Origin of the sequence: Microbacterium sp. RG1, from assembly GCF_005347485.1 — a bacterium.
Lineage (GTDB): Bacteria > Actinomycetota > Actinomycetes > Actinomycetales > Microbacteriaceae > Microbacterium > Microbacterium binotii_A.
Genome location: NZ_CP034121.1, coordinates 927,042 through 946,731, shown reverse-complemented (window position 1 = coordinate 946,731; position 19,690 = coordinate 927,042). Strand labels below are relative to the sequence as shown.

At 67.7% G+C, this 19,690-nt stretch carries 18 protein-coding genes and 1 tRNA gene; 8 read left to right on the top strand and 11 right to left on the bottom strand.

Features of this window, described 5'->3' with window-relative positions:
- Nucleotides 1-24 precede the first annotated feature (24 nt).
- Genes tatC through lnt form a run of 3 tightly spaced genes read left to right on the top strand, consistent with a single transcriptional unit; the run spans nucleotide 25 to nucleotide 4,816 of the window.
- A complete protein-coding gene (tatC, locus tag EHF32_RS04500) occupies nucleotides 25-777 on the top strand; it encodes a twin-arginine translocase subunit TatC (protein ID WP_137417012.1) in 753 nt (250 codons plus the stop codon).
- Complete coding sequence (locus EHF32_RS04495; RefSeq protein ID WP_137417011.1) at nucleotides 774-3,245, top strand: DEAD/DEAH box helicase; 2,472 nt, start codon at nucleotides 774-776, stop codon at nucleotides 3,243-3,245. The genes tatC and EHF32_RS04495 overlap by 4 nt, the downstream gene beginning before the upstream one ends.
- Before the next feature lie 38 nt (nucleotides 3,246-3,283).
- Nucleotides 3,284-4,816, top strand: a complete 1,533-nt coding sequence (gene lnt, locus EHF32_RS04490; RefSeq protein WP_137417010.1) for an apolipoprotein N-acyltransferase — start codon at nucleotides 3,284-3,286, stop codon at nucleotides 4,814-4,816.
- Between the two features lie 52 nt (nucleotides 4,817-4,868).
- Here lnt and EHF32_RS04485 read toward each other — a convergent pair whose 3' ends face one another.
- Nucleotides 4,869-5,246 (bottom strand): RNA polymerase-binding protein RbpA, encoded by a 378-nt coding sequence (locus EHF32_RS04485; protein WP_137417009.1) that lies wholly within the window; start codon nucleotides 5,244-5,246, stop codon nucleotides 4,869-4,871.
- A gap of 100 nt (nucleotides 5,247-5,346) precedes the next feature.
- Nucleotides 5,347-6,126 carry a glycerophosphodiester phosphodiesterase family protein gene (locus EHF32_RS04480; RefSeq protein ID WP_137417008.1) on the bottom strand — a complete coding sequence of 260 codons (780 nt, stop codon included), beginning with the start codon at nucleotides 6,124-6,126 and terminating at the stop codon, nucleotides 5,347-5,349.
- 114 nt (nucleotides 6,127-6,240) lie between these two features.
- On the opposite strand from EHF32_RS04480, the gene EHF32_RS04475 reads away from it, so the two are divergent.
- Nucleotides 6,241-7,014 carry an SDR family oxidoreductase gene (locus EHF32_RS04475; protein WP_238343788.1) on the top strand — a complete coding sequence of 258 codons (774 nt, stop codon included), beginning with the start codon at nucleotides 6,241-6,243 and terminating at the stop codon, nucleotides 7,012-7,014.
- Between the two features lie 49 nt (nucleotides 7,015-7,063).
- On the opposite strand, the gene EHF32_RS04470 is transcribed toward EHF32_RS04475, so the two are convergent.
- The 3 genes from EHF32_RS04470 to EHF32_RS04460 form a co-directional block, all read right to left on the bottom strand.
- Nucleotides 7,064-7,621, bottom strand: a complete 558-nt coding sequence (locus EHF32_RS04470) for an HdeD family acid-resistance protein (RefSeq protein WP_137417007.1) — start codon at nucleotides 7,619-7,621, stop codon at nucleotides 7,064-7,066.
- A gap of 88 nt (nucleotides 7,622-7,709) precedes the next feature.
- On the bottom strand, nucleotides 7,710-8,624 hold the full coding sequence (locus EHF32_RS04465; protein WP_137417006.1) for an AEC family transporter: 915 nt from the start codon (nucleotides 8,622-8,624) through the stop codon (nucleotides 7,710-7,712).
- Between the two features lie 170 nt (nucleotides 8,625-8,794).
- Entirely contained in the window at nucleotides 8,795-9,307 is a 513-nt protein-coding gene (locus tag EHF32_RS04460; protein ID WP_137417005.1) for a GNAT family N-acetyltransferase, read from the bottom strand.
- Between the two features lie 44 nt (nucleotides 9,308-9,351).
- Between EHF32_RS04460 and EHF32_RS04455 the strand changes: the two genes are divergently transcribed.
- Together EHF32_RS04455 and EHF32_RS04450 are read left to right on the top strand one after the other, a co-directional pair.
- Complete coding sequence (locus EHF32_RS04455) at nucleotides 9,352-9,666, top strand: hypothetical protein (protein WP_137417004.1); 315 nt, start codon at nucleotides 9,352-9,354, stop codon at nucleotides 9,664-9,666.
- A 66-nt stretch (nucleotides 9,667-9,732) separates the two neighbouring features.
- Nucleotides 9,733-10,290 carry a dihydrofolate reductase family protein gene (locus EHF32_RS04450; RefSeq protein ID WP_137417003.1) on the top strand — a complete coding sequence of 186 codons (558 nt, stop codon included), beginning with the start codon at nucleotides 9,733-9,735 and terminating at the stop codon, nucleotides 10,288-10,290.
- Here EHF32_RS04450 and EHF32_RS04445 read toward each other — a convergent pair.
- From EHF32_RS04445 to polA, 4 genes are read right to left on the bottom strand one after another with little or no spacing between them, the layout of a single operon-like run.
- Nucleotides 10,268-11,029, bottom strand: coding sequence for an SGNH/GDSL hydrolase family protein (locus EHF32_RS04445; protein WP_192900689.1), 762 nt, complete (start codon nucleotides 11,027-11,029; stop codon nucleotides 10,268-10,270). The genes EHF32_RS04450 and EHF32_RS04445 overlap by 23 nt on opposite strands.
- A gap of 44 nt (nucleotides 11,030-11,073) precedes the next feature.
- Nucleotides 11,074-12,111, bottom strand: a complete 1,038-nt coding sequence (locus EHF32_RS04440) for an LLM class flavin-dependent oxidoreductase (RefSeq protein WP_137417002.1) — start codon at nucleotides 12,109-12,111, stop codon at nucleotides 11,074-11,076.
- Nucleotides 12,112-12,166: 55 nt separating this feature from the next.
- A complete protein-coding gene (locus EHF32_RS04435) occupies nucleotides 12,167-13,843 on the bottom strand; it encodes a DUF885 domain-containing protein (RefSeq protein WP_137417001.1) in 1,677 nt (558 codons plus the stop codon).
- A 32-nt stretch (nucleotides 13,844-13,875) separates the two neighbouring features.
- Nucleotides 13,876-16,521 carry a DNA polymerase I gene (polA, locus tag EHF32_RS04430; RefSeq protein ID WP_137417000.1) on the bottom strand — a complete coding sequence of 882 codons (2,646 nt, stop codon included), beginning with the start codon at nucleotides 16,519-16,521 and terminating at the stop codon, nucleotides 13,876-13,878.
- A 53-nt stretch (nucleotides 16,522-16,574) separates the two neighbouring features.
- Between polA and EHF32_RS04425 the strand changes: the two genes are divergently transcribed.
- On the top strand, nucleotides 16,575-17,006 hold the full coding sequence (locus EHF32_RS04425) for a hotdog fold thioesterase (protein ID WP_137416999.1): 432 nt from the start codon (nucleotides 16,575-16,577) through the stop codon (nucleotides 17,004-17,006).
- Nucleotides 17,007-17,029: 23 nt separating this feature from the next.
- Here the strand turns inward: EHF32_RS04425 and EHF32_RS04420 are convergent, their stop codons facing one another.
- Nucleotides 17,030-17,644 (bottom strand): ANTAR domain-containing response regulator, encoded by a 615-nt coding sequence (locus EHF32_RS04420; RefSeq protein ID WP_137416998.1) that lies wholly within the window; start codon nucleotides 17,642-17,644, stop codon nucleotides 17,030-17,032.
- A 191-nt stretch (nucleotides 17,645-17,835) separates the two neighbouring features.
- On the opposite strand from EHF32_RS04420, the gene EHF32_RS04415 reads away from it, so the two are divergent.
- Nucleotides 17,836-17,921 (top strand) — tRNA-Leu (locus tag EHF32_RS04415).
- A gap of 302 nt (nucleotides 17,922-18,223) precedes the next feature.
- Here the strand turns inward: EHF32_RS04415 and pyk are convergent.
- Entirely contained in the window at nucleotides 18,224-19,669 is a 1,446-nt protein-coding gene (gene pyk / locus EHF32_RS04410) for a pyruvate kinase (protein ID WP_137416997.1), read from the bottom strand.
- Between the last annotated feature and the right edge of the window lie 21 nt (nucleotides 19,670-19,690).

Here is a 19,690-nt window from a genome sequence, read left to right as displayed (position 1 = left end):
GAAGAACCGCGCCGCGAGAAGCGCATGTCCTTGGGGCAGCACCTCATAGAGTTGCGGCGCCGACTGATGATCGCGGCCATCGCGCTCGTTGCGGCGATGATCGTGGCGTTCTTCGTGACGGACCCGATCCTGGATTGGCTGACTGGACCGATTCGCATCGTCGCGGAGCAGCGCGGTGACAACTTCGCGGCTTTGAACTTTCCCACGGTGACATCCGCTTTCGAGATGCGGATGCGGATCGCGGTGACGATCGGCATTTTCTTGTCCGCCCCCGTCTGGCTGTGGCAGATCTGGGCGTTCGTCATGCCCGGGCTCACGCGCAAGGAGATCCGGTACACGATCGGTTTCGTCGCGGCGGCCATCCCGCTGTTCTTCGCCGGCTGCTACGTCGCCGTGCTGGTCATGCCGCATGTCATCGAAGTCATGTGGAGCTTCACGCCGGAGGGCGCCGTGAACTTCTACTCCGCGTCCGAGTACTACGACTTCATCTTCAAGTTGATGATCGTCATCGGAATCTCCTTCGTCCTGCCCGTGTTCCTCGTCGCGCTGAACCTCGCCGGCATTATGTCGGGCATGGCCATCCTCAAGGGCTGGCGCGTCGCGGTGCTTCTGGCGACGATCTTCGCTGCGGTGGCGACGCCCGCCGCGGATGTGGTCAGCATGCTGCTGCTCGGCGCCATCCTCATCGTTCTGTTCTTCGCGGCGGCCGGTCTGTCCATGATCTTCGACCGCCGGCGCCGGAAGCGTGAGGCGGCCCTGTTGGACACCACGCTGTGACGGAGCTCTCCGCCGCCGAGAGGTTCGCCGCCGCACAGTCGCGGGCGTCCCATCCCCTCACCGCAGCGTTCGCCGCGTCGCAGCGCTTCGAACTGGACCCGTTCCAACTCGAGGGGTGCGCGTCCCTCGAGGAAGGCCGTAGTGTCCTGGTGGCCGCGCCCACGGGTGCCGGGAAGACGATCGTCGGCGAGTTCGCGATTCATCTCGCCATGCTCACGTCACGCGACAAGGCGTTCTACACGACGCCGATGAAAGCACTGTCGAACCAGAAGTTCCGCGAGCTGACCGAGGTCTACGGGCCGGAGAACGTCGGGCTCCTCACCGGCGACACCAACATCAACGGCAACGCGCGCATCGTCGTGATGACGACCGAGGTGCTGCGCAACATGCTCTACGCGGGCTCGTCCGCCCTGCGCGATCTCCGCTTCGTCGTGATGGACGAGGTGCACTACCTGGCGGATCGATTCCGCGGCGCCGTCTGGGAAGAGGTCATCATCCACCTCCCGGAGAGCGTGCGGCTGGTCTCCCTCTCGGCGACCGTGTCGAACGCCGAAGAGTTCGGCGACTGGCTGGACACGGTGCGCGGCGAGACGGACATCATCGTCTCCGAGACGCGTCCGGTGCCTCTCGAACAGCATGTGCTCGTGCGGGGCGACCTGCTTCCGCTGTTCGACGATCGCGCCGGGGTCGCCGCGGCGCAGGTGAATCAGGAACTGCTCCGCATACGCTCGGGCGGGGGACCGGGGCACGACCGCAAGCGCTACGGTCAGCAGGCACGACGGGATGCGGACGCGCACCGCCGTCCACACCGGCACGGCACCAAGCAACTTCGCTCCGGAAACGCACGGCGCCTCGAACGCATCGACCGCCCGGAGGTCGTCGACCTGCTGGGGCGGGCGAACCTGCTCCCCGCGATCTTCTTCATCTTCTCCCGTGCGGGGTGCGATGGCGCCGTGCAGCAGGTGCGACGTTCCGGACTCCGTCTGACCGACGCCGACGAACGACGAGCGATCAGAGAGATCGTGGAGGAGCGCACCCGCAATCTTCCGGATGAGGATCTTGCCGTTCTCGGCTTCTGGGAATGGCGCGAGAACCTCGAACGGGGCGTCGCCGCCCATCACGCCGGGCTTCTGCCCGCGTTCAAGGAGATCGTCGAGGAGCTCTTCCGCCGCAAGCTCGTGAAGGTCGTCTTCGCCACGGAGACGTTGGCACTGGGCATCAACATGCCCGCCCGCACGGTCGTGCTCGAGAAGCTCGAGAAATTCAACGGCGAGGCGCGCGTCGCCATCACCTCTGGGGAGTACACGCAGCTGACCGGCCGGGCCGGGCGTCGTGGCATCGACGTCGAGGGCCACGCGGTGGTGCAGTGGAGCGAATCGATGGACCCCCAGGCGGTCGCGGCGCTCGCGTCGCGACGCACCTACCCGCTGAACTCGAGCTTCCGGCCCACCTACAACATGGCGGTCAACCTGATCGATCAGTTCGGCCGCGCCAGGGCCCGGGAGATCCTCGAGTCCTCGTTCGCGCAGTTCCAGGCGGACCGCTCGGTCGTCGGGCTCGCCCGGGAGGTGCGGGCGGCGGAGGAGTCACTCGCCGGCTATCGCGAAGCGATGACCTGCGATCGTGGCGACTACGCGGAGTACGCGCAGCTCCGGCAGGAGGTCTCCGAGCTGGAGAAGCTCGGGCGCAAGGACGCCAACGCCTCCCGTGCGACGCGCGACGAGCGCACCCGCCGCATCCAGTCGCTCCGTCGACGACTCCAGCATCATCCGTGCCACTCCTGCCCGGAGCGCGAATCGCACGCGCGGTGGGCCGAGCGGTACCTCAAACTGAGCAAGCGCGTCGAACGCATGCGCGGTCAGATCTCCTCACGCACCGGCACGGTCGCGCGCGTCTTCGATCGCGTCGTGGACGTCCTGAGCGAACTCGACTACGTCGCTCGAGACGACGACGGTCGCACGATGCTCACGGCATCGGGCCGAAGGATGCGGCGCATCTACGGGGAGCGCGACCTTCTGGTCGCGGAATCCCTGCGCACCGGCATCTGGGACCGACTGGACGCGCCGTCGCTGGCCGCGCTGGTGTGCGCTCTTGTCTACGAGCCCCGCAGGGACGAGGCGGGAGTGGGGGAGCGGGGCCTGCCCCGCGGCGCCTTCCGCACCGCCCTCACCGCCACGGAGGATCTGTGGCAGCGGCTCGACGACCTCGAGCGCGACCACCACCTTCCCGGATCCACACCGCCGGCGCCGGGGCTGTCGCAGGCCATGCACTCGTGGGCGCGAGGCTCGATCCTCGATCGCGTGCTCACGGAGGCCGATATGGCAGCCGGCGACTTCGTGCGGTGGGCCAAGCAGACGATCGACCTGCTCGATCAGCTCTCCCTCGTGGCCGACGCGCCCCTGGCGACGACCGCGCGCACCGCGCTCGACGCGGTCCGCCGCGGCATCGTCGCCTACGCCGGCGTCTGACGGCGGACGTCCGGCCTGCTCCGCTTAGGCTGGATCTCGTGCCGAGACCGCGTGCCCTCCTTCCGCTGTGGGCCGCCGTGCTCGCATCCGTCCTGGGCGGACTCGTCCTGACGACGGCGTTCCCGTCGCTGAGCTGGTGGCCGATGGTGTTCGTCGCGGTCCCGCTCGCACTCGTCTCGCTCATCGGCCGCAGCGTGGGCGGAGCGTTCCTCGCCGGAACGGCATACGGGGCGGCGTTCTTCCTCGTCAACGTCTCTTTCACCGCTCGCTATCTGGGACCGGTACCGTGGCTCGCACTGTCGGTGCTCGAGGCCGTCCTGACCGGTGCTGCTGCCATCCTCATCACCTGGGCGTATCGGTGGGTTCCGCGGGCGCTGCGGGGGCTCTGGCCTCGCCTCATCGTGCTCCCTCTCGTCGTCGCGGGCCTGTGGGTGCTGCGCGAACAATGGGTCGGCACATTCCCGTACGGCGGCTTCCCGTGGGGGAGGGTGGGCGTGACGCAGGTGAACGGTCCGTTCGCCCCTCTCTTGTCGTGGATCGGGATGTCGGGTGTCGGCTTCGTCGTCGTCCTGCTGTGCGCCGCGGCGATCGAGTACGTGCGGGCACACAGCTTCAAGGATGTCCGCACGGCCCTTCCGATTGTGGTCGTCGCCGCGATCGCCTTCGCCATGCCGGCGTACGGGACCGCCGCCGCCGGTACGCTGCGTATCGGGTCGGTGCAGGGCAACGGTCCGGCGGGTTACTTCGACCAGCGCACGCGGGGCGCGCTCCTCGACGCCCAGCTGAAGGCCACCGAGGCGATCGCGGATGATCGCATGGACCTTCTCGTCTGGCCCGAAGGCGGCATCGATTCCGATCCGACGGCCAACCGCACCACGGCCGCCACGCTGGACAGTCTGTCGAATCGCATCGGCGCGCCGCTCCTCGTGAACGCTGCCACGGCTCGCGGCGATCGCTACTTCAACACGTCGATGCTGTGGGAGCCGGGGAAGGGCGTCGTCGCGTCCTACGACAAGATCCATCCTGTGCCCTTCGGCGAGTACGTCCCGGACCGTCCCTTCTTCGCCGCGTTGGCGCCGGATCTCATCAACCTCATCCAGCGCGAGTACACCCCCGGCACGGCCGAGCCGGTCGTCGAGCTCGGAGACACCCCGATCGGCCTCGCCATCTGCTTCGACGTGATCTACGACGACGTCGTCTGGGCGGCCTCCGACGGCGGCGCCCAGGTGTACGTCTACCAGACGAACAACGCGGACTTCCGCGGGACCGATGAGAACCTCCAGCAGCTGGCGTTCGCGCGCGCTCGGGCGATCGAGACGGGGCGAGCCGTCGTGAACATCTCGACCGTGGGGACGAGCCAGGTGATCGCTCCCACCGGCGAGGTCATCGACGGCATCGCCGCCGACACCGCCGGCGCGATGGTGACCGAGGTTCCGCTGCGAACCGGCACGACCGCCGCGATGGTGCTCGGCCCGGCCCTGCACGCGGTGTTCGCCTGGGGCAGCCTGGTCGCGCTCGTGGCAGCGGGGCTCATGGCGCGACTGCGCGCGCCGCGCCGGAACCGCGCGTGACGAAGAACGGCGCCGCACCCCCTCGGGTGCGGCGCCGTTCTTGAGAGTGCGCTCAGGCGGTCTTCTTGGTGACGTCGTCACCGGCGCCGCGGCGGGCACGTACGAAGGCGAGACGCTCTTCGAGCAGCTCCTCGAGCTCCGGGATGGTGCGACGCTCGAGCAGCATGTCCCAGTGGGTACGGGCGGCCTTATCGTCGCTGTGGTCGACGGAGACGGTCTGCTCGCCCACGCGCAGCAGCGCTTCTCCGCCGCATGCGCGGCATTCCCAGGTCTGCGGCGGCTCAGCGTCTGCCGCGAAAGTCAGTGTGGTCTCTTTCGAACACACGCTGCAGACGTACGTCTGCTGCGCGCGCTCATGAAAAACGACGCCCTCTTCGCTCTGTAGGCTCTGGGCGCCGAGTCGGATGCCGCGAAGACTGCGGTCTGCCATTGTGTGGTCCTCTCGTCGCGTGGTGCTTACCCGGTATAACGCGTCGAGTTGGGAGGATCATCCGAGGCGGCTATGACGGAGCACAACTCACAGTCTATCTTCAGCGATCAGGGCCGAGAATCCGCAGCGCGAGATCGGCACGGTCGGTCACGATGCCGTCGACCCCCATCCCGATCAGTCGTCGCATGTCCGCCTCGTCGTTGACGGTCCACACATGGACTTCCACGCCCGCACCGTGCACCGCATCGAGGAAGCGTGGGGTCACGACACGGATACGGTTCTGATACTCCGGAACCTGGAGGGCGTCGACACCCGCGAGCGTGCGGCACACGAGCCGGCGGGAGCCGGTGACGGCTGCCGCGGCGACACGCGCAACCAAGGTCGCTCCGGCGGACGTGGCGGGCAGGAGGCTCGGCCGGGCGCGTGCCGCCGCCGCGAGGGCCGTTCGGCGGCGGCGCTCCGAGAAGCTCGTCAGCAGGACGCGCTCCGCCGCGCTCGCGGCGAGTCGCCCGGCGGGTTCGGCGGCCGCGTCCGCCTTGACGTCGATATTGAAGCGCACGTCGGGAAAGCTCTGCAGGGCCTGTTCGAAGCTCGCGAGTCCGCCGCGATCGGCCATGAGATCTTCCAGCTCGCGCAGCGTCACATCGCGGACCAGGCGGGGATCGCCGGCTACCCGCGAAAGGTCGTCGTCGTGGAAGAGGACGACCGTGCCGTCGCGTGTGAGATGACAGTCCGACTCCACGTAGACAGCGCCGGCAGCATGAGCGGCGGCGATCGCTGCGAAGGAGTTCTCGACCATCTCAGGACTTCCCAGGGGCGCGAGTCCTCGATGAGCGAGGACCCGGGGGAGAGGTGTGCCACTCAGGTACGGATGCGTCACGGCGCCCACGTTATCGCGCGCGACGCCGAGCGGGGATTGGTAGGGTCGGGTGTCGCCTTGATGCGCCGTTTCGGCGCACGGCGACGCCCCTTCGCGCAAGATTCAGGAGTGCCCGTGACCGATTCGCTCACCCCCCTCGCCGCCGGTTCCCTCGCCGGCAAGACCGCCCTTGTGACCGGATCGTCGCGCGGTATCGGAGCCGACACCGTGCGGTACTTCGCGCAGGCCGGCGCGAACGTGGTCATCAACTTCCGCAACAAGGCGCCACGTGCCGAGAAACTCGCCGCACAGCTGCGTGAGCTCGGCGTGCAGGTGCTCGTCGTCGGAGCCGATCTGACGGACGCGGACTCCGTCCAGGCGATGTTCTCCGAGGTGGAGCGCACGTTCGGCTCGCTCGACATCCTGGTGCTCAACGCTTCGGGCGGCATGGAGGGCGGAATGGCCGCGGACTACGCGCTGCAGCTGAACCGGGACGCCCAGGTGCGCGTGCTCGAGACGGCACTGCCTCTGCTGGGTTCGGGGTCGCGCGTCGTCTTCGTCACGAGCCACCAGGCGCACTTCATCCACACGACGCCCACCATGCCCGAGTACGAGCCGGTCGCGCTCTCCAAGCGCGCCGGTGAGGATGCGCTCCGCGAGCGGATCCCGGCGCTGTCCGCGCGCGGCGTCGAGTTCGTCGTCGTCTCGGGCGACATGATCGAGGGCACCATCACGGCGACGCTCCTGGAGCGCGCGAACCCCGGCGCCATCGCCTTGCGCCGAGAGGATGCCGGCAAGCTCTACAACGTGTCCGAGTTCGCGGCAGAAGTCGCCCTCGCGGCGGTGGACCCGGTGCCCGCGGACAACACGCGCCTCGTGGGGGAGACCAGCTCGTTCGTCGCGGAGTAAGCATGCAGAACGCCCCCGGATCCGAGGATCCGGGGGCGTTCTCGCGTTGTCAGGCGCGGCCGAAGGAGAAGGCGCGCACGATCTGGATGATGCCCAGAATGACGAGCGAGGCGCCGACGAACAGCCACAGGAGCGCCACGTAGAGCGGCGAGAACACGAGGATGACGCCCGCGATCAGGCTCATCACCGCGAAGAAGATGGTCCAGCCCCGCGACGCGCTGTTGCCCAGCGTCGTCAAGGCGACGATGCCCTCCACGATCCAGGTGATGCCGATGAACACTCCGACGAAGATCGCCAGGAACACCGTGGTGTCGCCGAGGTTCGCGAGCGCGATGATTCCCGCTGCGACGAACAGAAGACCGAGAACGATGTGACCCACGCGGGCCCATCCACCGAGGGTCTTCGAGAAGATGCCGAGACCCGCGTACACCAGGCCGGATGCGATCGCGTAGACGGCGATGATCGCGGTTCCCACCGCGGCCGTCTTCAGCGGCCACACGAGGATGAGGATGCCGACGATCAGGGCGATCGCGCCGCCGATGCCGAAGGCGGTGCGGATTCCGTTGACGAAGGTCTTGTCGGCGCTGGGAGTGACGGTCTCGGACATGTCCTGCTCTTTCTGAGAAGAAGCTGAGTGTATGTATCCACCGTAGCGCGGTGCGGCGGCGTAGGGGAGTGGTGTGCGACTCAGTCCGTCACAGCAGGAGCACGATCCCCAACAGGACGGGCACGCTGCCGACGGTCGTCAGGAAGATCGTGTCGCGCGCGACGGCCTCGCCCACGGCATAGCGCTGGGCGTAGTTGAAAACGTTCTGCGCCGTCGGCAGAGCCGCGAGCACCGTGACGATGACGACCTCGTGCGCGGAGAGCCCGAAGAGCGTCGCCAGGGTCCACGCAGCCGCCGGCATCGCGAACAGTTTGAGCGCGCTCGCGATCAGCACCTCGCCGCGGCGGCCGGCATCCGACAGGACGCGCTGACCGTGGAGCGAGATGCCGTAGCTGATCAGCAGAATGGGGACGCACGCGTTCGCAATCAGCAGTGCCGGCTCCAGGACGATGGGCGCAAGCGCGATGCCCGAGACCGATACGAGCGTACCGAGCGCCGAACCGATCACGATGGGATTGCGAGCCGTCCGGCCTAGTACGCGCCAGAAGGATCGCGTGCCGGTCGTTGCGGCATCCAGGATCGCGAGCGCGATGGGCGTCAACAGGAGCAGTTGCATCAGGATGACCGGCGCCGGATAGGCGGCGCTGCCCAGCAGGTACAACGACAGGGGTATCCCGATGTTGTTGGAATTGACCTGACCGGCTGACAGCGCTGAGATCGTCGCATCCGCGACGCTTCGTCGCCACACGAAGCGCGAGAGGAGCCATTGCAGCCCGATGATCACCACAGCAGCGATCGTCGACACCGGAAGCAGTGCGGAGAACAACGTCGTGATGTCCGCCTGGCTGAGCACGGTGAACAAGAGGAACGGTGAGAGCACGTAGAACGTGAGCCGACTCAGCACATGCCGTGCGTGCGGGCCAAGCAGATCGACGCGCCCGATGACGTAGCCGACGATGATGGCGGTGCCGACGACGGCGAATCCGGTCAACGTCTCCAGCACGCCTTCAGCCTATGGTGCGCCTGCGCGCGCCATGGTGCGCTCTCGCGCGCCGACTGCGTTCCCGCAAACTGAGCGTAATTACCGATAATGCACATTATGTCATTACACGAGTCGGATGCTCCCTCGCACTCCGCTCTCCGGAAGCCCGGCTGCGTGAGCTGAGCCGCTGCTCAGTGGGATCCGCTGAGGTCCACACCCATCTGCACGCGGGGCCCGAAGCGTTCGAGCCCGAGTCGTTCCTCCGTCTCGACGAGCATGCGGTGGAAGTCGTCCGCCGGCTCTTCGATCACGAATCCGGCGGATGCGTAGAACGGCGCATTCCACGGGACCTCGGCGAACGTCCGAAGCGTCAGTCGCGCGTATCCGGATTCACGTGCCGCGTCCTTCGCCGCTTCGACGAGCGCGCGTCCGATGCCGCGACCGCCGAAGGCCGGGAGGACAGAGACCTGTTCGAGATGCGCGCCGCCGTCGAACTCGAGAACGTGCACGAAACCGACGACAGCGCCGTCCTCCCCCTCCGCGACCAGGATGATCCCTCCGTCGGCGAGTCGCTCGGCATCCGTCGGCGCGGGGTGCCAGTGGTCTGGTTGGAGAAGATCCACCAGGAGTGAGTCCGCCTCATTCTCGATCCGCTCGAGATGCGGGAGGTCGGCCGCGACGGCGCTGCGGATCTTCACGGGCATCCCCTCATCGTATGACGGAGACGCCGCCGACTACTCTCAAGGACATGCCCTCCGATCCCACCCCCGCCACCCGACGGGTCGAGCTCGATCTGCGCAAGCCGCGCTTCGCCCTGTACGCCGTGCGGCCGACCGTCGTGATCGGCGGCCGCGGGCAGCCCGCGCAATGGGGACGCGGCACGTGGCAGGTTTCGGCGACGGAGCCCGAGCGCATCGGCGTATACGTGTTCAACCGGGCCTGGAGATTCGGTTCGGCCGTCATCGATCTCGACCCCGGCGCACAGGCGTCCCTGGTCTACCGCGCGCCGGTCCTTCCGTTCGGTCGCGGGCGGCTCTCCTCTGCGGCCACTCCCCTCCCCTGACGGCTGACACCACTGAGCTTTCACGAGCGCCGAGCGGATGTCGGACGCTGCGCATACGGTGGCGCCATGGTCCGTTACGTCTACTGCACTGCATCCACTCTCGACGGGTTCCTGGCCGATGACGGCGACAGCCTGGACTGGCTGCTCAACGTGCCCGCGAGCGACGAAGCAAGCGCCTTCGCGGGATTCCTCGACGGCGTGGGTGCTCTCGTGATGGGATCGACGACCTTCGACTGGGTTCACCGGCACGAGAAGCTGCACGAGCACCCCGAGCGATGGCGTAGCGCCTACGCGGATCGCCCCGCGTTCGTCTTCAGCTCGCGTCAGGTCGCACCGGTTGCGGGGGCCGATATCCGACACGTCCACGGAACAGTCTCATCGCATCTCGCGGACATCGAAGCGGCGGCCGCCGGACGGGACGTCTGGATCGTCGGCGGCGGCGACCTCGCGGGTCAGTTCGTCGACATCGGCCGTCTGGACCGCATCATCGTGACGTACGCCCCGGCGGTCCTCGGATCGGGTCGCCCGCTGCTCCCGCGCAGGCTGGACTTCACACGACTGCGCGTCGACGAAGCCGTCATGGACGGGCCTTTCGCGCAGGTCACGCTGTCGGTGTCACCGTGACCCAGTCGCCGAACTTCGGCACGCGGCCGTCGCCTGACGATCGACCGGTCAAGCGGCGCTGAACCCACGGCCCCACGTGGGTGCGGTAGTAGGCCAGGCCAGAGCTGGTGCGGGCGGCGGACTCGGTGGGAAGCGACCACCACGTGGGATCCGGCGTCTCGCCGAGAGCGTCCAGCACGCGTGCGGCGACGCGGTGGTGACCGCGTGCGCTCATGTGCAGGCGATCGTCCGACCAGTAGCCCCGTGACGACAGCTCGGTGTCGGGCCAGTTCAGCGCCTGGACGACGTCCGGCCGGTTCTCGATGCGCGAGACGACCGCGGCCGAGAGCTCGTCACCGCGGCGCTGGATGAGGCGACCCATCGGCAGATGCGGCGCGGGATTCGCGCCGCTCAGCACGACGAGGGTCACTCCCTCCTCATCGCACCGCCGCAGCACCTGATCGAAGGCATCCGCCAGGTGCGAGATCGCCGTACGTGGTCGCAGCATATCGTTGCCGCCGCCGTTGAATGAGAGATGAGTAGGCCGGAGCGCGAGTGCCAGTTCGAGTTGCTCCGCGACGATCGGCCAGATCAGCTTTCCGCGGATCGCGAGGTTCGCATAGGAGATGTCGTGACCGAGCGAGTTCGCCCAACCCTGCGCGGTGAGGTCCGCCCAGCCGCGCACACGACCGTCCGGAAGTTCGTCCCCCACTCCCTCGGTGAAGGAATCACCGATCGCGACGTACCGGATCTCGCGCACGCGTCCCCCTGTTCCGCCGGCTCCCTGCGCCGGACCTGTCGAGCCTACTCGCCGGTCTCGGCCAGCAACTCACGTACCCGCGGGGCCACCTTGGTGCCGTAGAGCTCGATCGAGTGCAGCATCTTCTCGTGTGCGAGGGTGCCGTTCGAGAACTTCAGGTCGAACCGGTCGATTCCGAGGGTCCGCACGGTCGCGGCGAGCTTGCGAGCCACTGTCTCGGGCGAGCCGGCGTAGACGGCCCCGCCGGGTCCGACATCGTTCTGGAACTGCGCTCGGCTGTACGGGGGCCAACCGCGTTCGCGACCGATGGCGTTGCGGTTGGCTTCCATCGCGGGGTACATCTCGTCCCACGCCTGCTCGTCCGTGTCGGCGATGTGGCCCGGCGAGTGCACGCCGATGGGCAGACGCGGGGCACCCATCGCGTCACGCGTGCGCTGGAACAGGTCGACGTACGGACGGAATCGTGCTGCCGCTCCCCCGATGATCGCGAGCATCAGCGCGTACCCGTGGTGCGCGGCGCGTACAACGGACTCCGGCGAGCCGCCGACCCCCACCCACGCGCGGAAGCCGTTCTCCGTCTTGGGGAACACGTCGGCGTTGTTCAGAGCGGCGCGGGTCCTCCCCTGCCACGTGACCGGCGTCTCATCGCGCAGCCTGCTGAACAGATCGAGACGCTCGTCGAAGAGCACCTCGTAGTCGGCGAGGTCGAATCCGAAGAGCGGGAACGACTCGATGAACGACCCACGCCCGAGGATGACCTCGGCGCGGCCGTTCGAGACCGCATCCAGCGTCGCGAAGCGCTCGTACACGCGCACCGGGTCGTCTGAGGAGAGAACCGTCACTGCGGTGCCGAGATGGATGTCGCGCGTCCGGGCCGCCGCGGCAGCCAGAACGATCTCCGGACTCGAGACGGCGAACTCCTTGCGGTGGTGCTCCCCCACGCCGAAGAATGCCAGCCCGACCTCGTCGGCCCGCACCGCCTGCTCGACCACATTGCGGATCGTCTGAGCGTCCGTCAGGGGCACACCCTGCTCGTCGGCGGTGACGTCACCGAACGTGTCCAGTCCGAACTCCACGGTCATCGCGACCACCTTTCATTCAGACGGATACAACTCGCGGGTGAGGCTCACCATTCCCTCAGTGCGCACGCAGCGCATCGCGCAGCGTGTCGAGACCGACCCCGCCGATGTCGAGCGCCCGCTTGTGGAACTGCTTGATGGAGAACGCCTCACCCTGCGTCTCACGCGCATCGTCACGGATCTGCTCCCAGATCCGCTGACCGACCTTGTACGAGGGCGCCTGGCCCGGCCAGCCGAGGTAGCGGTTGACCTCGAACTGGATGAACGCGTCCGGCATGTTCACGTTCTGCCGCATGAAGGCGAGCGCGAAGTCGTGATCCCAGACGCCGTCGCCGTCCGGGCGCTGCTTGCCGAGGTGCACACCGATGTCGAGGACCACCCGGGCTGCCCGCATCCGCTGACCGTCGAGCATGCCCAGTCGGTCGGCGGGATCGTCGAGGTACCCCAGCTGCTCCATGAGCCGCTCCGCATACAGGGCCCAGCCTTCGGCGTGGCCGGACGTTCCGGCCAGCAGACGCCGCCACGAGTTGAGCTGCGCACGGTTGTAGACGGCCTGCGCGATCTGGAGATGATGGCCCGGTACACCCTCGTGGTAGACCGTGGTGAGCTCGCGCCACGTGTCGAACTCGGTCACGCCTTCGGGCACCGACCACCACATGCGGCCCGGTCGGGAGAAGTCGTCGGTCGGTCCGGTGTAGTAGATCCCGCCCTCCTGCGTCGGCGCGATCATGCACTCGAGCCGGCGGATCGGCTCCGCGATGTCGAAGTGGGTGCGGCCGAGCTCGGCCACGGCGCGGTCGCTCGTCGCCTGCATCCACTCCTGCAGCGCCTGGGTACCGTGCAGCTTGCGCGACGGGTCCGCCTCGAGATGGGCGACGGCCTCGGCGACGCCGGCGCCGGGCAGGATCTCGTTCGCGATGGCCTCCTGCTCGGCGACCATTCGGGAGAGTTCCTCGATACCCCACTCATACGTCTCGTCGAGGTCGATCTCGGCGCCCAGGAAACGACGCGAATGCAGCGCGTACAGCTCGCGCCCCACCGCATCCTGCTCGCTGGCGACGGGGGCGAGCTCCGTGGAGAGGAAACGTGCAAGATCGTCGTACGCGACGCGAGCGGCGCCGGACTGGTCAGCCAGCTCGCGAGCGAGGGAGGCGGGCAGCTGCCCCTCGGCGGGGGCGGCATCGCCGGCGTACGTCGCGAAGAACCCGGTCTCCGCGGTGTACCGCTCGATCTGGGTGACGACCTCCAGAACCTGACGACGTGCGGGGACCGTGCCCGACGCGATGCCCGCACGGAGAGTGGCGATGTAACCGTCGATGGCCTCGGGGAGAGCCTGAAGACGACGGGCGACGACCTCCCAGTCCTCCACCGTGTCGGTGGGCATGAGATCGAAGACGGAGCGCATGTCCTGGGCGGGCGACGCGATGACGTTGAGGTCTCGCAGACCGGCCTGTGCATCGTGCAGCTCGAGGTCCAGTCGGAGCTCACGTGACAGGTCGGCCTTCGTCACGCCGTCGATGTCATCGACGGGAGCGGTCGCTTCGAGCTCGGTGAGCGTGCGGCGAGCGGCGTCGGCGTAGCGCTCGGCGCCTTCGGGCGAGTAGTCACCGAATCGATCGTTGTACTCGAACCGGCCGATGTACGTGGCGGTCGTGGGCGACAACTCGGCCACCGTGTCGACCCACGCGTCGGCGATGGCGTCGATGGGAGTGGAGGGACGGGACGTTTCACTCATGGATTCGAGCCTACGCCGACGGCCGTCACGCTTCAGTGCCCGGCCGCGTTCCAATCAGCGCCTCGGCCGATCTGCACATCGAGCGGGACGGTGAGCTGCGCCGCATCCCCCATGCGCGCGCGCACGATCTCCTCGACCTGGTCCCACTCCCCCGCTGCGACCTCGACGACCAACTCATCGTGGATCTGCAGCAGCACGCGCGAGGCCAGCCGGCGCTCCTGGAACTCCGTGTGGATGCGGAACAGGGCGATCTTCATGATGTCGGCCGCGCTCCCCTGGATGGGGGCGTTGAGCGCCGCACGCTCCGCGTTCTCGCGCAGCACCCGGTTGGGGCTGGCGAGGTCTGGGAACGGACGGCGCCGCTTGAAGATCGTCTCGGTATAGCCGTCTTCCCGGGCCTTCTCGACGGATGCGCGCAGGTAGTCGCGCACGGCACCGAACCGTGCGAAGTATTCGCCCATCAGCTGCTTGGCCTCGGACTGCTCGATGCGCAGCTGCTTCGAGAGGCCGAATGCAGACAGACCGTAGACGAGTCCGTATGACATCGCCTTGACCTTCGTGCGCATCTGCGACGTGACTTCCTCAGGAGTCACGCCGAACACGCGCGCACCGACGAAACGGTGCAGATCTTCGCCGGTGTTGAACGCCTCGATCAGACCAGGGTCCTCCGAGAGGTGCGCCATGATGCGCATCTCGATCTGCGAGTAGTCGGCGGTGAGGAGGGTTTCGTAGCCTGCGCCCACCTGGAAGGCGGAGCGGATGCGGCGGCTCTCCTCGGTGCGGATCGGAATGTTCTGCAGATTGGGGTCGGTGCTCGACAGACGGCCCGTCTGCGACCCCGTCTGCAGATAGGTCGTGTGAATCCGCCCGTCGGATGCGATCGCCGCATCCAGCGTCTCGATGATCTGACGCAGCTTCGTCGCTTCACGGTGCTGCAGCAGCAGGTCGAGGAACGGATGCGGGTGCGACTCCTGCAGATCGGCCAGGACGGCCGCATCCGTCGAGTATCCCGTCTTCGTCTTGCGGGTCTTCGGCAGCTGGAGCTGCTCGAAGAGGACCTCCTGCAGCTGCTTCGGAGAGCCGAGGTTCACCTCGCGGTCGATCGCCGCATAGGCGCGCTGCGCCAAGCCGTCTGCACGCTCGGCGAGTTCGGCCGAGAATCCGGAGAGCACGTCGTGCGACACCGCCACGCCCGCGAGTTCCATGTCGGCGAGGGCGAGCAGCGTCGGCAGCTCGATGTCTCTGAGCACCGAGGACGGGCCCTCGCCCAGGGCGGCGCGCAGAGGTTCGGCCACGCGGATCGTGTACCAGGCGAGCTGACCGGGGGTCGCTCCCTCGGTTTCGGGGACGAGCTGCGATGGATCGGCCTCGGGGAGCTTCTCTCCGAGGTAGCGGTCGACGAGGTCGCCGAGTGATTTGTCGGGAAGGCTCGGACGGATCAGCCAGCCGGCGAGGAGCGTGTCGAACGCCACACCGGCGACCGTGAGTCCCGCGCGCCGCAGCGCCTTCACCTGGCCCTTGGCGTCGGTGAACGTCTTGGGTCGGTCGGAGGCGAGCCATGGAGCGAGGGCCTCTGCGACGCCGTCGCTCCAGCCCGCCTCGATCACTCCGGAGGCGCGGGCGAGCCCGATGCGCACGGGCACCGAGGCACCCAGCACGACGGTCACTCCGACCTCCGCGTCCCCGGCCTCGTCGAGCCAGGCGCTGAGCATGGCGGGGTCGGTCGCCTCCACGGGGGACGGGGCGGCGACGACAGGTGCCTCGTCGGCGGCGGCGCCTGCCGCATCCGCTCCGGTGGCCTCGAACACGCGCGGCAGGAGCGTGCGGAACTCGAGCCGCGCAAAGATGTCACGCACACCCTGCGCGTCGATCGGACGCACGGCGAGGTCCTCCGGCGTCACGGGCAGCTCCACGTCTGTGAGCAGACGGTTCAGAGCTCGGTTTCGCCGGACGTCGTCGATGTGCTCGCGCAGGTTGTTGCCCACGACGCCGGTGACCTTGTCGGCGTTGGCCAGCAGCTCGTCGAGAGATCCCCACTGCGTGAGCCACTTCACGGCCGTCTTCTCACCGACCTTGGGCACGCCCGGCAGGTTGTCGCTCGTCTCCCCCACCAGCGCCGCGATCTCGGGGTACTGCGCAGGCGCCACCCCGTAGCGCTCCCGTACCGTCTCGGGCGTGTAACGCTTGAGCTGGGAGACGCCCTGCACGCTGGGGTAGAGCAGCGTCACCTCGTCGGTCACGAGCTGGATCGTGTCACGGTCGCCGGAGCAGACGAGCACGTCGTAGCCGGCAGCGACCCCTTCCGTGGCCAGGGTCGCGAGGATGTCATCGGCCTCGATGTCCTCTCTCGTCAACACCGTCACGTTCATGGCTCGCAGGCACTCCTGCAGCAGCGGGATCTGCCCGGAGAACTCCGGCGGGGTCTCGCTGCGGGTCGCCTTGTACTCGGGGTACTCCCGGGTACGGAACGAGACGCGCGAGGTGTCGAAGGCGACCGCAAGGTGCGTCGGCTTCTCGGCCTTCAACAGGTTCACGAACATCGAAAGGAAGCCGTAGACCCCGTTGGTGTGCTGCCCGTCCTTCGTCGTGAAGTTGTCGACGGGAAGGGCGTAGAAGGCCCGGAAGGCGAGCGAATGGCCGTCGACGACCAACAGAGTAGGCTTTTCGGAGTCCGTCACCCTGACAGCCTAGTAAGGCCTGCGGACACGACACCCCGGAGCCCAGGAGCAGCATGACCGCGCCCGAGTACACGATCGATCCGCTGGAATGGGTGACGCGCCGCGGCACGGGCGCTCTCGCCGACAAGATGGGGCTCGAGTGGCTCGAGTTCACCGCCGAGCGCGCGATCGCCCGGATGCCCGTCGAAGGCAACACCCAGCCGGTGGGCCTCTTCCACGGAGGGGCCTACGTCGTGCTCGGCGAATCGCTGGGGTCGATGCACGCGAACTATCTCGCGGGCCCGGGGCGCCTCGCCGTCGGTGTCGACATCAATGCGACGCACACGCGCTCCGCCACATCCGGATACGTCACGGGAGTATGCACTCCCCTGCACGTCGGACGCACCCTGATGGTGCACGAGATCGTCCTCTCGGACGACGCGGGGCGCCGCTGCTCGACCGTGCGCATCACCAACCTCGTGAAGGACACCGCAGGCATCGCCTGATCGATCGGATCAGGCGGCGCGCCTCACTTCTTGGGGGCGAGCTGCTCGATGATCGCCTTCGCGACGTCCTGCATCGTCAGGCGGCGGTCCATCGACGCCTTCTGGATCCAGCGGAACGCCTCGGGCTCGCTCAAGCCCATCTTCTCGTTCAGCAGGCCCTTGGCCCGGTCGACGAGCTTGCGGGTCTCGAAGCGCTCGACCATGTCGGCGACCTCTGCTTCGAGCGTGATGATCTGCTCGTAGCGGGCCAGGGCGATCTCGATCGCGGGCAGCAGGTCGTTCGGCGTGAACGGCTTCACCACGTAGGCGAGCGCTCCGGCCTCGCTCGCGCGCTCCACGAGCTCCTTCTGGCTGAAGGCCGTGAGGAGGACGACCGGCGCGATGTGGTTCTTGTTCAGCTTCTCCGCCGCGCTGATGCCGTCGAGCTGCGGCATCTTGACGTCCATGATCACGAGGTCAGGACGCAGATCGGTGGCGAGCTGCACGGCGGTCTCACCGTCTCCGGCCTCACCGACGACGTCGAAGCCGTTGTCGCGGAGGATCTCGACGATGTCGAGGCGGATCAGCGACTCGTCCTCTGCCACCACCACGCGGCGGGGTGCGGTCGGGTTGGTCGCGGCGGTTTCCTGCTCAGTCACCTTTGAATCCTACGGCACGCGACCACTCCGCATCCGGATGCGACACCGCCCTCCCCCAGGATGCTGCAGTCCCCGGGCGTTGAGGCGATCTTCCGCCCCCGAGGAAATCGCTCGAGCAGACCGGGCAGCCCGGCGGCGGGAAGCGACCGACCCGTGCGATAAAGTCGTACCCGGCCATGTGAGTGGCCGATGCCGGCGTGGCGGAATGGCAGACGCGACCGACTCAAACTCGGTTACTCGAAAGGGTGTGTGGGTTCGACTCCCACCGCCGGCACCAAGTGGGAGACCCGCACCCACCACAACGCGGTCTCCCCCGCATCCGTGTCTCACTCGTGCACGTCCACGCGCCGCGGAACGTGAGCTTCTGAGACACGCACCGCTGGGCTGGGCGCGGTGCCGGTTCCGTGTCTCACTTGTGCACGCCCACGCGCCGCGGAACGTGAACCGCTGAGACACGCACCGCTGGGCTTGACGCGACGCGTGCGCAAGCGGCAGCCGAGCGGGGCGACAGCGCTCGCGGCGCCGCACGGAAGAAGGGACCCTCCCAACGGGGAAGGTCCCTTCTGTGCACCTCGCGGGTTACTCGCCCGACCAGATCGGCGCGCGGCCGTTGACGGCGTCGCCGATCTTGTGGATGCGGATGTCGTTCGTCGAGCCGGCGATTCCGGGAGGCGAACCGGAGATCACGACGACCTTGTCACCCTCCTTCGCCAGGCCCTTGGAGAGGAAGAACTCATCGACCTGCATGAACATGTGGTCGGTGTGCGGCACGTGCTCCACCAGCGCGGACTGGATGCCCCACGTGACCGCCATGCGGCGACGGATCGCCGGGTCCGGCGTGAAGGCCATCATCGGGATGCTGGGACGCAGGCGCGACATGCGACGCGCGGTGTCGCCCGACTCGGTGAAGATGCAGAGCCAGCTCGCCTCGACGAACTGAGCGACCTCCATCGCGGCGAGGGTGATCGCACCACCCTGCGTGCGCGGCTTGGTGTTCAGCGGGGCGATGCGGTCGAGACCGTGCTCCTCCGTGGAGGCCACGATGCGCGCCATCGTCTCGACGACGCCGACCGGGTACTTGCCGACGCTCGTCTCGCCGGAGAGCATGACCGCATCCGCGCCGTCGAGCACGGCGTTGGCGACGTCGCTCGTCTCGGCGCGGGTCGGAACCGGGTTCTCGATCATGGACTCGAGCATCTGCGTGGCCACGATGACCGGCTTCGCCATCCGACGGCACAGCTCGACCGCGCGCTTCTGCACGATCGGGACGGCCTCCAGCGGAAGCTCCACACCGAGGTCGCCGCGAGCGACCATGATGCCGTCGAAGGCGTCGATGATCTCCTCGAGGTTGTCGACCGCCTGCGGCTTCTCGATCTTGGCGATGACCGGCACGCGCCGACCCTCTTCCGCCATGATCTCGTGCACGCGGTTGACGTCTTCGGCGTTGCGGACGAACGACAGCGCGATGATGTCCGCGCCCGCGTTCAGGCCCCAGCGAAGATCGGCCTCGTCCTTCTCCGACAGCGCGGGCACGTTGACGGCCACGCCGGGCAGGTTGATGCCCTTGTTGTTCGAGACGGGGCCGGCGACGATGACCTTCGTCGTGACGACGGTGCCGTCGGTCTCGACGACCTCGACACGCACCTTGCCGTCATCGATCAGGAGGAAGTCACCGGGCTTGACGTCCTGCGGCAGTCCCTTGAAGGTCGTCGAGACGATCTCCTTGGTACCGAGGATGTCCTCGACCGTGATCTTGAAGATGTCACCCACGGCGAGCTCGTGGGGGCCATCGGCGAACTTGCCGAGGCGGATCTTGGGCCCCTGCAGGTCGACGAGGATCGCGACGGCGGAGCCGGCGTCCTCTGCGGCACGGCGCACGTTCGCGAAGTTCGCGTCGTGGACCGAATAGTCACCGTGACTGAGGTTGAGGCGGGCGACGTTCACACCTGCGTCGATGATCGCGCGGACCATCTCGTAGGAGGAAGTTGCCGGGCCTAGGGTTGCGACGATTTTCGCGCGTCTCATCCGAGTTCGAACTCCGGGTCT

What these genes read in the sequence shown, in the direction of transcription:
- tatC (WP_137417012.1), top strand. Translation starts at nt 25, where the DNA reads ATGTCCTTGGGGCAGCACCTCATAGAGTTGCGGCGCCGACTGATGATC.
- EHF32_RS04485 (WP_137417009.1), bottom strand. Translation starts at nt 5,246, where the DNA reads ATGGCAGACCGCAGTCTTCGCGGCATCCGACTCGGCGCCCAGAGCCTA.
- EHF32_RS04470 (WP_137417007.1), bottom strand. Translation starts at nt 7,621, where the DNA reads ATGTCCGAGACCGTCACTCCCAGCGCCGACAAGACCTTCGTCAACGGA.
- EHF32_RS04460 (WP_137417005.1), bottom strand. Translation starts at nt 9,307, where the DNA reads ATGCCCGTGAAGATCCGCAGCGCCGTCGCGGCCGACCTCCCGCATCTC.
- EHF32_RS04455 (WP_137417004.1), top strand. Translation starts at nt 9,352, where the DNA reads ATGCCCTCCGATCCCACCCCCGCCACCCGACGGGTCGAGCTCGATCTG.
- EHF32_RS04450 (WP_137417003.1), top strand. Translation starts at nt 9,733, where the DNA reads ATGGTCCGTTACGTCTACTGCACTGCATCCACTCTCGACGGGTTCCTG.
- EHF32_RS04440 (WP_137417002.1), bottom strand. Translation starts at nt 12,111, where the DNA reads ATGACCGTGGAGTTCGGACTGGACACGTTCGGTGACGTCACCGCCGAC.
- EHF32_RS04435 (WP_137417001.1), bottom strand. Translation starts at nt 13,843, where the DNA reads ATGAGTGAAACGTCCCGTCCCTCCACTCCCATCGACGCCATCGCCGAC.
- EHF32_RS04425 (WP_137416999.1), top strand. Translation starts at nt 16,575, where the DNA reads ATGACCGCGCCCGAGTACACGATCGATCCGCTGGAATGGGTGACGCGC.
- pyk (WP_137416997.1), bottom strand. Translation starts at nt 19,669, where the DNA reads ATGAGACGCGCGAAAATCGTCGCAACCCTAGGCCCGGCAACTTCCTCC.